This is a genomic window from Saccharospirillum sp. (assembly GCF_040881935.1).
GTDB lineage: Bacteria > Pseudomonadota > Gammaproteobacteria > Pseudomonadales > Natronospirillaceae > Saccharospirillum.
Genome location: NZ_JBBECH010000051.1, coordinates 1 through 13911, shown reverse-complemented (window position 1 = coordinate 13911; position 13911 = coordinate 1). Strand labels below are relative to the sequence as shown.

At 56.0% G+C, this 13911-nt stretch carries 13 protein-coding genes; 5 read left to right on the top strand and 8 right to left on the bottom strand.

All coding sequences use genetic code 11. The features are described 5' to 3' along the window. Positions 1–4: 4 nt before the first annotated feature. The 6 genes from WEB54_RS08200 to WEB54_RS08175 all read right to left on the bottom strand — a co-directional run bounded on the left by WEB54_RS08200 (position 5) and on the right by WEB54_RS08175 (position 6108). On the bottom strand, positions 5–1330 hold the full coding sequence (locus WEB54_RS08200; protein ID WP_368054938.1) for a TRAP transporter large permease: 1326 nt from the start codon (positions 1328–1330) through the stop codon (positions 5–7). After that, positions 1327–1938 (bottom strand): TRAP transporter small permease subunit, encoded by a 612-nt coding sequence (locus WEB54_RS08195; RefSeq protein ID WP_368054936.1) that lies wholly within the window; start codon positions 1936–1938, stop codon positions 1327–1329. Before WEB54_RS08195 ends, WEB54_RS08200 begins: the two co-directional genes overlap by 4 nt. A 76-nt stretch (positions 1939–2014) precedes the next feature. Continuing rightward, a complete protein-coding gene (locus tag WEB54_RS08190) occupies positions 2015–3106 on the bottom strand; it encodes a C4-dicarboxylate TRAP transporter substrate-binding protein (RefSeq protein WP_368054934.1) in 1092 nt (363 codons plus the stop codon). Positions 3107–3182: 76 nt separating this feature from the next. Then, on the bottom strand, positions 3183–4124 hold the full coding sequence (locus WEB54_RS08185) for a dioxygenase (RefSeq protein ID WP_368054932.1): 942 nt from the start codon (positions 4122–4124) through the stop codon (positions 3183–3185). 20 nt (positions 4125–4144) lie between these two features. Further along, positions 4145–5287 carry a CaiB/BaiF CoA transferase family protein gene (locus tag WEB54_RS08180; RefSeq protein WP_368054930.1) on the bottom strand — a complete coding sequence of 381 codons (1143 nt, stop codon included), beginning with the start codon at positions 5285–5287 and terminating at the stop codon, positions 4145–4147. A 20-nt stretch (positions 5288–5307) separates the two neighbouring features. After that, positions 5308–6108, bottom strand: coding sequence for a citryl-CoA lyase (locus WEB54_RS08175; RefSeq protein ID WP_368054928.1), 801 nt, complete (start codon positions 6106–6108; stop codon positions 5308–5310). Positions 6109–6247: 139 nt separating this feature from the next. Between WEB54_RS08175 and WEB54_RS08170 the strand changes: the two genes are divergently transcribed. The 4 genes from WEB54_RS08170 to WEB54_RS08155 all read left to right on the top strand — a co-directional run bounded on the left by WEB54_RS08170 (position 6248) and on the right by WEB54_RS08155 (position 11314). Then, complete coding sequence (locus WEB54_RS08170; RefSeq protein WP_368054926.1) at positions 6248–7138, top strand: LysR substrate-binding domain-containing protein; 891 nt, start codon at positions 6248–6250, stop codon at positions 7136–7138. A 215-nt stretch (positions 7139–7353) separates the two neighbouring features. After that, a complete protein-coding gene (locus WEB54_RS08165; RefSeq protein ID WP_368054924.1) occupies positions 7354–8289 on the top strand; it encodes a TAXI family TRAP transporter solute-binding subunit in 936 nt (311 codons plus the stop codon). Positions 8290–8334: 45 nt separating this feature from the next. Continuing rightward, on the top strand, positions 8335–10266 hold the full coding sequence (locus tag WEB54_RS08160; RefSeq protein WP_368054922.1) for a TRAP transporter permease: 1932 nt from the start codon (positions 8335–8337) through the stop codon (positions 10264–10266). A 439-nt stretch (positions 10267–10705) separates the two neighbouring features. After that, positions 10706–11314 (top strand): DUF938 domain-containing protein, encoded by a 609-nt coding sequence (locus tag WEB54_RS08155; protein WP_368054920.1) that lies wholly within the window; start codon positions 10706–10708, stop codon positions 11312–11314. On the opposite strand, the gene WEB54_RS08150 is transcribed toward WEB54_RS08155, so the two are convergent. Further along, positions 11292–11660, bottom strand: coding sequence for a DNA alkylation repair protein (locus tag WEB54_RS08150; RefSeq protein ID WP_368054918.1), 369 nt, complete (start codon positions 11658–11660; stop codon positions 11292–11294). The two genes, WEB54_RS08155 and WEB54_RS08150, sit on opposite strands and share 23 nt — an antisense overlap. 196 nt (positions 11661–11856) lie before the next feature. Here WEB54_RS08150 and WEB54_RS08145 point away from each other — a divergent pair, with 196 nt between their 5' ends. Continuing rightward, positions 11857–12609, top strand: a complete 753-nt coding sequence (locus WEB54_RS08145) for a substrate-binding periplasmic protein (RefSeq protein ID WP_368054916.1) — start codon at positions 11857–11859, stop codon at positions 12607–12609. An 825-nt stretch (positions 12610–13434) separates the two neighbouring features. Here WEB54_RS08145 and WEB54_RS08140 read toward each other — a convergent pair. Next, on the bottom strand, positions 13435–13911 hold a 477-nt coding region (locus WEB54_RS08140; RefSeq protein WP_368054914.1), incomplete at its 5' end, for a GNAT family N-acetyltransferase.

The following is a 13911-nucleotide window of genomic DNA, read 5'->3' as shown; positions in this document are numbered from 1 at the left end:
ACCTTTAATACATGTAAGCCAGCGTGGTTGAAAGCGCTGGAAATACCGTCAGCACGAAGAGAGCGAACAGCATGGCAATGAAGAAGGGGGTTACGCCCTTGAAGATTTCTTTTACCGAGACGGTGTCGTCGTTCAGGCTGGCTTTTACCGTATATACCGATATGCCAAACGGCGGTGTTACCAAACCTATTTCAACGGCGACCACGGTAATCACCCCGAACCAGATCAGATCGAGCCCGAAGAACTGGGCAATGGGCAACACGATGGGCAATACGATCAGCATGATCGAGACCGAGTCGATGATGCAGCCCATCAGGATAATGACCAGTAAATACAGGAACAGAAATTCATACACGGCCAGATCGAGCGAGGTGACCCACTGGGCGACAGACATCGGCAAACCGGTCAGTGCCAGCATGCGGCTGTACAACGAAGCCGCCAGTATCAGGAACAGGATTGAGACCGCCACGTGGCCGGTTTCACCCAGTACCTTGTAGAAGGCACCCCAGGTCAGGCGACGTTTTGCCAATGCCAGCACCAGAGCGCCACAGGCACCCACGGCACCGGCTTCGGTTGGTGTGAAGAAACCGGAATACAGACCGCCGAGTACCAGCAGCATGAGAATCAGAATCGGGATCAGTTTACTGGCCAGCGCCAGGCGAGAGGTGTTTTCATCGCCTGGCTCTACAACCGGCTGATGCCCTGCCTGGTTCATGAATGCCGGGAAGGCATAAGCCAGTACCATAATGGTGATGCAAAAGCAGACCGCCAGAATTAATCCCGGAATAATACCGGCGATGAACATGCGGCCCACTGACTGCTCGGCTAGCACACCATACACAATCATCAACAGTGAAGGCGGAATCAGCATGCCCAACACTGAGCTGCCGGCGACCACGCCCACCGAGAATTTCGGGGTGTAACCGTGGCGGCGCATCTCGGGTACGGCAACCTGAGTAAATACAGCGGCCGAGGCAACGCTGATGCCGGTAATCGACGCAAAGATGCCATTGGCGCCCACGGTGGCCAGGCCAAGCCCGCCACGGATTTTGCGCAGCATGCGCTGGAATACATCGAAGGTATCGCGCCCGACGCCGGAGACCACGACGAGCAGGCCCATCAGTACAAACAGCGGCACAACGCCATACAAATAACTGCTCAGTGAATCGTTGGCCGCGGCGGCAACCATGCGCGTGGCCAGGCCGGAATCTCTAAGGGTGGCAATGGCACCAAAGGACACCAGCATCAAAGCAATGCTGATGTGCATGCCAATGTAAATAAGCACCAGCATGACCACGACGGCCACCAGGCCAATTTCCAAACCGGTCATGACGGCGCTCCTGATTGTTGGTCGGCTGTGTTGGTCGTGTCACCGGCTTTGGATGTTGCCGGTGTATTGATCGGTGTGCCCCGGAAAACGCAGATGGCTTCGCGAACGGCGAGTACCAGAAATTGCAGTACGGTCACGGCTGCGCAGAACACAACCACGGTTCGAATCGGCCAGACGGGAAAGGTAAACACACCCTCTACGCCAAAGAATTGATTACGATCGATCGCACGCATCAGCACCGGAACCGTGCCCTGATACACCACCCACAACATGGCGGCACCGGCCAGGTAATAGAGGGTGGTAAGGCTGCGCCCGATGCGGGGAAACGAGACGGTAAAGCCGTAAATAAAAATATCGGCCTGGGCTAAACGGCCGTGGCGGAGTGTGCTCGCCAGTTGCAGAAAAACGATCATCACAATCGAGGCGGCGACCATTTCGGCGACACCGTCGATGGGTTGATTAAACAGATTGCGGGATAAAACATCGGCACAAATCAGTGCCATGATGGCAAAGATCAACAACGACCCGGCGGCGTTCAGGCCGTCTACCAGGTAGCCAAACAGACTGTTACCGGTGCCCTGGCCGAATAAAAGCGATTTAACGTTCATGGCATACTGCTCCAGGGAGTGCCCGTATTAACGGCCGGGCAATTGCCCGGCCGTTGCGTCGAGGTGGAAACCGAACTCAGAGTTCGTCCCAGGCCCGTTCCGGCTGTACGCCGCGCTCGCGAATCGCATCCATATAGGCTTGCAGAATGTCAGCGGCGGGCAGGTTGCGGGCTTCGTTGTTGTCGACCCACTGCTGTGCCAAGTCCGGCATGCCGTCGATCCATTCCTGGCGCTGGGCTGCTGTCAGAGCGGTGACCTGGACCGGGTTGTTGGAATCGGCACTCAGTTCAACCATACGGTCGAGTGAACTCTGGTAGCGCTCTGCCAGGTCACGGCCGTGGGCGGCGGTGTAGACGGCACCGGCTTGCTTCATGGCATCCTGCACAACCTCAGGCAGGCTTTCGAAGCGGTCACGGTTGATGGCAATACCACCGGAGAACACCACGCCCAGGTTCACCTGAGTGATGTACGGAGCCACTTCGTAGATACGCGCCGGCAGTGCACCGGTTGCGAGTGTTACCACGCCTTCAGACACGCCGGTCTGAATGTCGGTGTAGTAGCTGGCCAGGGTGCCATCGACCGGGGTGGCGTTCACCGGGTCGAGCCAGACGCCCAATACGCCCGGGGCGGAAATGCGACGGCCGTCTAGGTCTGAAAGGTCATCGACCGGGAAGTTGGTGTAGATATCGTAAGTGTCCGATGCTGTAGCACCCAGGAAAACGACGTTATTGCCTTCCCACTCGTCGGCCAGTTTCGGCTGCTCGTTAATCAGGTCGACGAACACATCCAGAATCAGTTCCGGGTCGCTGGTGGTGAACGGGGTGTAGGCGCTCAACTGGCTGAGCGGCATGCGCGAGCCTTCGAGGTAGCTGAATACCCAGCCGATGTCGGCAATGCCATCGCCCACCGAGGTCAGCGTCGCGTTGGCACCGTACAACTGGCCAGCGTAGGCTTCGGTCCAGTTCACTTCATACTGGCCGTCTTCAGCCAGAATGCGATCAACTTCGGGAATGAACACATTCGGAATCATGCCCACCCAGGGGATGGTGGTTGGGTGGCTGGAACCGACCGTGAGGTTAATGGATTCTTCGGCGTTCGCCAGTGTGGGCAGGGTAGCTGCCAGGGTTAGAGTGGCCGCCAGAGCGCCCTGTGTAATGGTTGTTTTCATGGCTTCGTCTCTCTCTTGTTTTGTTTTTTGAGTCTTGCGTTTATAAAACGAATTCTTTTTTAAGGGATTGTTTCGATTAAGCGTTAATCGGTGATTGCGGCAAGCGCGATTCACCGGGCGACAGATCGAAGGTCAAATCCAGGGTGCAATAGTCCCCGCTGACATCATCGTCTGGCGCCTTGCCGTCGTTGTGCATCGGGAAGTCGACGGCGAGATCGGCACTGGTAACCCCGAATACACAATCGGATTCCACGAACAGATCGTCTTCCGGAAAGATCTGGGTAATCAGCGTGGCGTGGTCATCGGCCGAGACGGTGAAATGCAGGTGCGCCGCCCGGAACGGGTGCCGGCCCTGGGCGCGCAGCATGTCACCCACCAGGCCGTGGGTCGGGATCGGGTAGCTGGCCGGGCGGATGGTGCGGAAGTGAAACTGGCCGGAGGCATCGGTGCGGAATTTACCGCGCAGGTTGTTGGCCGGCATGGTTTCATCCTGGTTGTCGTACAAGCCCTCGGGTGAGGCGTGCCAGACTTCGACCAGGGCATTGGCCAGTGGTGCGCCGTTTTTATCTTGCACCATGCCACGCACAAACAACGGAATATCGGTGTCTTTTGGCTCATCGCGGGCGATGTTGAAGCCGTTCAGGTATTCCGGGTCTTTGCGGGTGTAAAAAGGCCCCAGCAAGGCAGGCGACATCTGATCCGCATCGCGGTTCTGGTTCAAAATCATAACCAAGGTGGAAAAACCGAGCGCATCGGACATCACCACGGTTTCGTTGTGCTTGCCGACGCTGAGATGACCAAGGCGGGTAACCGCATCCAGCGCCATGGTGAATTCCTCGTCACTCAGTTTCACTTCGCGGCCAAAGGCGTGAAGGTGCTTCACCAGGGCGGTCAGAATTTCACGCAGGCGCGGGTTTTCTGTGCGGCCCATGGCCTTGATGACGATCTCGGTAATGTCATCCGGTGTGGACGGAATACCGTGGTTGAATATGTCTTCTTTTTTCGGCGGTTCAAACATGGGTTGGCCCTCGCTGTTTTTTATTTTTTGCGTGCCTGAAGTTCGGCGACGATGTCGTCGTGGTGTTCGTTCAGTGTCGGCGGTGCGGTAATGCTGACCGGCCGTTCTCCGTCGTAGGATACGGGCGAGCGCACTGATCGGAAGGTTCCCATCTCGGGATGCTGCGTTGAAACTTCCAATTGCAGGTGTTTTACCTGGGCGTCTTCGAGCACTTCGTTCGAGTCATACATCGGCGCGTGCGGCACGTCTTCGGCTTCCAGGCGCTGGCACCAGGTGTCGCGACTCTGCTGTTTGAAGATGGGTTTAAGCACCTCGATCATCTGATCCTGATGCTTGATGCGGCCTTCGCGGGTGCTGAAGCGGTCATCCTGCAGCAGTTCCGGGTAGCCAATGGCATTGGCCAGGCCCTGCCAGAATTTCTCCGGTGACGACATGTGCAGTGCCACCCATTTGCCATCGGCGCATTCCATCACATAACTTTGCGATACCTGCGGGCGGCTGTAGGGCCCCATGATCTCGCCTTCGGAGAAATAGTGGGTGAACGCATCGAGGTTGAAGTGGCACATGGCTTCGAGCATAGACACTTCGACCTTGCGGCCTTTGCCGGTCTGGCTGCGCTCGTAGAGCGCGCCGAGAATGCCGTAGGCGGCGTAAAAACCAGACAGCGCATCGGCCATGGCCGGGCCAACCACACGGGGGTTTTCCGGGTTGATCAGCAGTTTCAGGAAGCCGCTAGCGGCCTGAGCGACGGTGTCGTAACTGGGCCGCGAAGCGTAGGGGCCATCGGACCCGAAGCCGCTGATGGCACAGTAAATTAGGCCTGGGTTGATCTCGCGCAGGCGTTCTTCACCGGCGCCCAGGCGCTCGGCGGCACCGGGGCGGAAATTCTGAATGTAGACATCGGCATCGCGAATCAGGTCGTCAAAAATGGCCAGGTCGTCAGGCTGTTTGGTGTTCAGCGCGATGCTGCGCTTGTTGCGGTTGTAGGTCTGGTAATGCGGGCTGTACAAGCCGCCCTTGAACGCCCGGAACGGGTCGCCGGTGCCCGGCATTTCCACCTTGATGACGTTGGCGCCAAGGTCCGCCAGTAACATGCCAGCGGCGGGGCCGGTGATGAAGGTGCCCTGCTCGATGACGGTGATGCCTTCCAGTACTTTGATCATTGTTGGGTTACCTTGGTCAGTCAGGCACTAAAGCCGTCGGGTGTCTCGCCGGTGTATTCCAGGTTCTGCGTCGCCTGGTAGGAGAGCGCAAAGCCGCTCGGTTGCTCGGCTTCTTCGGACAAATGCGCGATCAGGCTGGCGGTGCGCGCCAGAATCGGGATGCCACGCAGCGCCGAAACCGGGAAATCCACACCCAGTAAGACGGCCGGAATGGCCGCCGATACGTTCAGTTTGAGTTCTTTGCTGATCACCTGCGGAATGGCGCGTTCAACGGCCTCGGCGGTGGCAATAAAATCGAGGTTGGCACCGGCATCACGGGCGACTTTAAACAGCGCATCGACGCGCGGGTCGCGGGACTTGTGCAGCGGGTGGCCATAGCCCGGTATCGGCTGGCGGTCGGCGCGCAAGGCTTTCACTTCGGCCAGGGCTGCGTCGTCGAGGCTGATGCCGTCGTTCATGCGCTCGCGGATGCGCACAAACATCTTGCCGGCGGTTTCCGAAGCGCCGAGGATGACCGAGCCGCAGCCGAGAATGCCCGCTGCAACAGCACCCTGCAGTGCATCCGGGGCGGCGGCGTAAGTCATCCGGCTGGCCTGAACACTGGGCACCAGGCCGTGCTCGGCGATGGAGACCAGGGTGGCATCGACCACTTTACGGGCGGTGTCGGTTGGCTGTTTGCCGGTCAGCAACAGTAGGAAGTAGTCGGTAAAACTGGTCTGGCCGATCAGGTCCTGACACAGGTCCTGGCCACGCACCACAATGGTGTGTTCGTTGGAGGTACAAATGGCCGTTTTCGGCGTGGTTTCGCGCCCTATCTTCATGGTCGGCTCCGGTGCTTATTGTGGTTGTTTTTGTATGACCCCCACCTTAATCTCGCCGTTATATTTACAAAAATGATAAATTTCGATATTAATGATCGATATCATCGATAGTAATTGCCAACACCGAGCCGGAGCCCCCATGGAACTGAGACACCTGCGCTATTGCGTCGCCCTGGCCGAAGTGCAGAACTTCACCCGGGCGGCCGAGCGTACCCACGTCACCCAGTCGACCCTGTCGCACCAGATCAAACAGCTGGAAGATGAGCTGGAGGTCACCCTGTTTAACCGGGATGGCAAATCGGTATCGCTAACCCAGGCCGGGCGCGACTTTGTGGATAACATTACACCGATCCTGAAACAGGTCGATGCCGCCATAGGGGCGTTAAAAGCCTCGCCCGATCAACTAACCGGTGAACTGCGCATCGCCGCCACTCACAGCTTCAACGTGCAGCTGATTCCGCAGTGCCTGGCTACGTTTATGGAAAAATTTCCGCAGGTTAAAGTGATTGTGGAAGAACTGTCAGGTGACCAAATTGCCCAGGGCCTGGAAGCAGGCACTCTGGATCTGGGTGTTTCCTACCGGCCAGCGGTGCCGCGCGGGCTCTGGTTTGAGCCTTTGTTTAACGAAGAATTGAAACTGATCATGAGTCCGAACCACCCCCTGGCAAAACGCAAACGAGTGCGCATGGTTGAGCTCAATGGCTTGCCGCTGGCCTTGTTAACCCGGAACTTCTCGACCCGGCAACTGCTTGATGAGTGCTTTGAAGCAGCTGGTGCCGAGCCGCAGGTGGTGGCCGAATTGAACGCCATTTCACCAATGGTTGAGCTGGTGCGGCGCACCCGCCTGTGCAGCATTGTCTCCGACAACGCCTTAAGTGATGAACCTGATCTGGTCGCTGTCGCACTGGAAAACCCGACGCCGATTCGAACACCTGGCTTACTCTGGAACCGCAATGGTGACCGGCCGCTGGCGACCCGGTATATGGCGAATATCATCCGCGAGCTGTCGCACCGCGGTCAGCCTCGCTGATACCGATGACAGGGGGCGCATTGATCACTAAACTGAACGCACCATCCCACTTTTGACCGGAAGGAGACAGGTATGATCGCCATGATGCGCACAGCATTCACGGGCGGTACGGCCTGGCAGTCCTGCACAGGTCGAGCTTTGGCTATCGACTATACTCAGTCAGCTCCGCAGGTTTCCCAAAACACAAGACCCGCGCCGTCACCACTATAAAAACGATGAGGAGATGCACCATGTTGAAGAAAACGCTCGCCACCCTGGCAACCGCCGCCCTGCTGAGCAGTGGTATGGCCGTGGCAGAAGATCGGGTATCCATTGGCACCGGCGGTACCGGTGGTCTGTTTTATGTAATCGGTGCCGGTATGGCCGATGTGATCAACCGCAACCTCGATGGCACCACCGCCCGCGCTGAAGTGACAGGCGCTTCGGTCGAGAACATTCGCCGCGTTGCCGCCGGGCAAATGACCTTCGGTTTTTCCTCTTCGTCCACCCTGTACGAAGCCACGGTGGGTGAAGGCCCGTTCAATGGTCAGCCGCTGGAAGTCGCTGCCATGGCCTATTTGTACCCGGCCGTTTTGCAAGTAGCAACCGTTGAAGGCACTGGCATTACCGACCTCAGTCAGTTGGCTGGCAAGAGCGTCAGCATGGGCCCCCCGGGCAGCAACGCCGCCGTTCTGGCACAGCGCCTGCTGACCGCTTACGGCGTGTTGGATGATGTTGAGCAACAGTTCCTGTCTTACAACGAAGGCATCAGCGCGCTGAAAAACGGCCAGGTTGAAGCTGCAGTTGTATTGGCCGGTGCGCCAACCGCCTCGCTGATTGATCTGGATGCCCAGGAAGACATGGTGTTGTTGTCGGTCGATGCCGATACCGTGGCAGGCATGATAGAAGACTATCCGTTCTATCAGCTCTATGACGTACCCGCCGACACCTACCCGGACCAAACCGGCCCGGTAACCATGATCAACGACCCGGCGACCCTGTTCACCGCCGCCAATGCAGACGAAGACCTGATCTTCAACCTGACCAGCGCCCTGTTTGACAACCTGGATCAACTGTCGGAAGTACACCCTCAAGCCGCCGCGATCTCTGCCGGGACCGCTACTCAGGTACCGATCGATCTGCATCCGGGTGCGGCACGTTACTTTGAGTGAATGGAAGGGCGAGTAAACCTGAGTGTTTATAAGAGGTAGAACATCTTGATCATTTCGCTGACTCGGCTGGATATTCCAAACAGTCCGCAGTCCTTCTGGGAGACCCGCGTGGTCTCCCTACTGTTTGTGGCCATGGCCGTGTTTACCGCCGGACTGGTTGTCTATGGCGCCTACTTTGGCGGTATTACCGCCCTGCTGTTGCGCGCCCTCTTTTTCTCGGCGGTAGCCTCGGCCGGGCTAATGGCATCGGCACTGAATTTCCGGCGGCTGCCGGTGCGTCTGCTGTTCTATGCCCTGGCGCTGATCGCCTGGATTCCCGGCCCGCATCTGTGGCAATCGTATATGGACATTATTATGCGGGGTGCCATGTCGATAGAGCTGGACCGGTGGATTTTTGTCGGGCTCTTGCTGGTGGTGGTAACCCTGGTTCGGGTGCGTGTTGGCTGGGCACTGGTGATTCTAATGGCGCTGTCGCTCGCCTACGCCACCTGGGGTTACATGATTCCCGGCAAGTATGGTCACGGCGGTTATGATCTGTCGCGCCTGACCTCCACGCTGATGTTGTCGACGGAAGGCGTGTATGGGATCCCCATGGGCGTGGCGGTAGAATACATCTTCCTGTTTGCACTGTTTGGCTCTCTGTTAACCCGCATCGGTACCGGCGAAGTCTTTGTCGATCTGGCTCGGGGTTTGACCGGCCGGGTTCAGGGTGGGCCCGGTTTGTCTGCAGCTCTGTCGAGCGCCATGCTTGGTTCGCTGAACGGCAGCGCTGTGGCCAATGTGGTCACCACCGGCACTTTCACCATTCCGTTGATGAAAAAAGTCGGCTACACCCCAAAACTGGCCGCTGCGATTGAAGCGGCGGCCTCATCCGCCGGGCAAATTATGCCTCCGGTGATGGGAGCCGCAGCCTTTCTAATGGCCGAGATCATCGGCATTCCCTACAGTCAGATTGCGCTCGCCGCCCTGGCACCCGCCTTGCTGTACATTCTTGCGCTGATGATCGCAGTGCGGCTCGAAGCTGGCCGACTCAACCTGGAGCGCGACTCTGCCGGTGGCCTGGTATTTCTTGGCAAGGTACTGAAATCGCGCGGCTATCTGCTGATTCCGCTGTTCATCCTGATCGGTTTTATGGTCGCCGGCGAGTCACCCACCCGCGCCGCCGTGCTGGCGATTGTAGCAGGCCTGCTGATCAGCCCCTGGCACAAAGATACCCGGGTAAAACTGACCGAATTGCTACAGGTATGCCAAGATACCCTCCTCGCAACCCTGCCGATTGTGGCGGCTGTGGCTGCGGCTGGCATTGTCATCGGCGTACTGAACCTGACCGGTATGGGGTTGATGGTATCGGGCCTGATCGTCGATGTTGGCGGCGGCAGTTTGTGGGCGGTTTTGTTACTAACCGCCCTGGCTTCGTTCGTATTGGGCATGGGCCTACCAACCTCGGCGGCCTACCTGCTACTGGCGGTATTGGTGGCACCCGCACTCACCCGCCTGGGCATGCCCGCCTTGTCAGCACACATGTTCATTTTCTACTTCGGACTGGTCTCGGCGATTACACCGCCCGTGGCACTGGCGGCCTACGCCGCCGCCAGCATTGCCGGCTCCTCCCCCAATGAAACCGCCGTGGAATCCATGCGATTGGGCTTTGTGAAACTGCTAGTGCCCTTCCTGTTCGTCACCATGCCGGGCCTGCTGCTGATCGGCAACGCCTGGGAAATTACCGGCGCCATTGTGCTGGCGACCATTGCAACCACGGCGCTTTCAATCGGCCTGGCAGGCTGGCTGGGAAGAGGCATGGCGGGTTGGGAACGCTGGGTGTTCATCATCGCCGCGCTGATGGTCGCCTGGCCCACCAACGTGGCAAACCTGGACCCCGTGATAGTGGCGATTCGGTTGGTGGGGGTTGTTGCGACTGCGGTGCTGGCGGTTCGGTTTTGGTTGGAGCTGCGGGGGCAGCCGCTTAAGACAGCCTGAACCTGTTAGACGGTTCAGGCACAGGCTGGTGCCGGGTTTTAAGGCAGGTAGGGATGCCTGCGGTCGGGGTTGGTTGATGGCGATGCATTTGATTCATCGGTTAGGATTGCGCTTCGATAGCAGTAGGCAGAGCGGAGTAGTGGATCTACTGATCATAGCCGTAGCGGGTTTGGCCGTCTTTTAAGAAATTCTGCGCTGGTTTTACGCTGCTGGTTTGACGTGAAACTCCAACCCCAATGCCTTGGCGACTTTCCAACGTCGATTTTAATTTCCGATTAAGGTTGGCATTTTGGTGACCCATGGAATTTGGCTCCCGGATGCAAAGGGTTCGCGGTGGGGTGTGATCAGGACATAATCGGTATCATTGGGTCAAGCGACCTCGTAATGTCGCCAGTCAACCCCAGTATGCAGTGTTATAAGAACATGGAGGACCTTCATCATGGCGAACGAACTGCCCTTTTCCCAAGCCTGTGAGAACAACAAATCCCCCATCCTGGAAGAACTGCGGGAGGTTTTTGGCTCGCCAGCCAGGGTACTGGAGATCGGAACGGGTACCGGTCAACACGCCGTGTATTTCGCGCAATCAATGCCACACCTACAATGGCAACCCTCTGAACACCCCGATGCCATTCACCACAGCCAACAGCGGCTGGAACAGGCCGCACTGCCAAACATACTCCCCATAGTAGCGCTCGACGTAGCCAGAGAGTCCTGGCCGCTCTCCGCTTTCGACGGGGCTTTTTCGGCAAATACAGCCCATATCATGGCCTGGACTGAGGTCGGGCAGATGTTTCAGGGCGTTGGTGACCGACTGACCGCTAACGGTGCCTTTTGCCTCTATGGCCCTTTCAATAAGGAGGGGCAGTTTACCAGCGAAAGCAATCGACAATTCGATCGGCACCTGAGATCCCGGGCGCCGCAGATGGGCATACGAGACCTGGCTGAGGTGACCGAGCTGGCCAAAGCCTCAGGGCTGTTTCTGGAAAACGACATAGCCATGCCTGCAAACAACAGACTGTTGATATTCAGGCTGTCGGACACCGGCTGACGCTGGTTTGCCTGTTAATGCAAACCAACAGTGCCCAACGGCAACAAAAACTATCAACACAGGCCCAATTATCGATACCCTGCCCAAGTGCTTCAATTCGCCTTGCGGTGAGTGATTCCCTTGCGGCCTTGTGCGAGGCAATCAACTCATACCCTATTTGCCGACATTCAGTAACGTACTTGTCTAACAGCTTAAGCGCGACCTGGTAGACTTCCTCTGCCGGTTGAGGCGCGAGACGAGCTCTATACGCTCGAACTACCGTGCGTAAATCGGGTGTGTAAACGCCAAAGTCACGCTGGGAACTGGGCCGATGCTCCTTCCGAGAGGCACCACCAAGTGCTTTCAAACTCTGGGTAATCTCGTCAGCTATTAATTGAGTATCCGTAGGCCGACCTCTTGAAAAGTAGTAACGTTTGAATCAATTCATAATCCGAACCAACAAACGACGGTTTTATCGACCAAAATGTCGCAATCAGCTTCGAACAAATCTGTCAGCCTGTTAGTTTGACCTGATCATTTATTAATCAGAACAGGGCGAAGCGATGAAGTACTGGCTAGCAATAGGTTGCAGCATATTCTTTGCCTGGGTTCATGCCGATCCCATAAAGCTGGCCACCTCAGGTGGCTTTGCGCCCTTCACCGACCAGAACTGGAAAGACCAGGGCATGGTTATCCAGATTCTCGACCAGGTGATGCGAGTTGCCGATTTCGAACCGGAGGTCATTTTTCGCGATGGCTGGGGAGAGCTAATCAGCGATACCGAGGCAGGTGTCTATGATGCCACCTTCCCCTGGTATTACAGCGAAGAAAGAGCCGAACAGTATCTGCTCTCTGATTCCCTGGCCTCAACGTACGTCATGCCCTACGTTGCCAAGAACAAGGTCTTTTCGGTCACTACCCGGATGGACCTGGCCGGTTACCGGTTATGCCGACCCGCGGGCTACTTTACCCACGATCTCGAAGAGCTGTTTCAAAACCCCAATACCGAGCTGATTCAACCCAACACATTAGTAGAGTGCTTTGAGATGCTGGTGAGCGGCGAAGTCGACGTGGTACCCGTCGACCTGTTCTCTGCCAAAACGGCCATTGCCGATACCTTCACTTCCGGAGACGAAGTACAGCAGCTGGGCATTGTATTTTCACGGCAATCCATGCACCTACTCGTCTCCAGGAACCATCCACGCGGTGAAGAGCTGATTGCCCGTGTAAACCAGGCACTAGCAAGACTGGAGATGAGAGGCATCTTGCAAGCCATTCGCCAGAACCATACCTCCCTCTACCTCAAACAGTTTTAAAATTGAGGTTAACTTCAGCTTGTGCTTTTAACGGAATCACTTTCGCCACATCAACAACTTTGCCTGATGAATGCAATTTTCGCGCTTCATCCGCCGGAATACTCGCCAGGCGGTCGAGCGCTCAGGTAAGCTTCTCCGAACCACTACCACATTGTTCTGCACATCAATGCTGAGAAAGCCAACGCCTGGACCGACACCGAAGTCATTCAACGATGGTACGCCTTGTATGCTGGCAATTTCCTCAGCCACGAATTTCTGGTGGGGAAGGATCTGTATGACGCGCAACTTAAGGTCGTTTCAGAGCTGGTTACAGAGTGGCGTGAGCGCTTAATGTCGATCAGTTGGTTCATGAAAGCTTTGAACGAAGACGACACTTTTCTTTAATCGAGATTGCAGTGCCAACCACGGGTACCGGCGAACTCCCGGATTAGCATTGGCTGCGCAACTGACGTAGCCAGAACCTCCCTCGGTGTTCAATTCACAGGGCTGCCTGAGGCACTAGAGTGCCCGAAAATCGTGCAGTTCAACCAATTTTCCCCAGATTACCACTCTAACGTGAATCGGCAGTGCCGTTTTGCTAACTATTGATTCGATTTATGGTCTGTTTCTGTTTCTGTTTCTGTTTCTGTTTCTGTTTCTGTTTCTGTTTCTGTTTCTGTTTCTCCACTAAGGTGCCTGTCCAATTAGCCTTTTCTCTGTGATCAATATCCAAGCATCCCCCTCAGAACATAACGCCCGGATCACCGAGCAAAATTTTGATGGCGGCTTTTGTGCGTGCTCTTGCACAAAAGGTGACAGCGGAAATTTGTCCGGTGCAGCCGTTTGTTAATTGCATAGCGCCTTATAGAAATAAGTATCGCCATTCTTTTCGTGAGTTATCGAATAACCTTTTTTTAAGTAAAATTTAATAACTTGCGTCCACGTTGAAGTGGTTTCTAAAAATATGTTACAAACCCCAATAGACCGTAGATGCCACTCTAACTGTCTAAGCATTGCCGTACCTACGCCTCGATTTTGAAACCCATTCAAGACCGATACTCTAACAACTTCTACGCACGATTCATCTATAACTTTCCAACCACCGCATGACACCACTACACCATCATAAATACCAATTAACATAGAATCAGAATAGTACTCATATAATGATGAAATATCTGGATTATATGACTCATCATATCGCTCCCAGTGGCTTTCCAACCCACTCTTAAGTAGAGCAATTGTCTGGGATTCAAAATTCCTTGTAAGATTCTGATACTGGATGTTCATAATTGCAATTAACGCCAGACGTCGCCGTGCCTG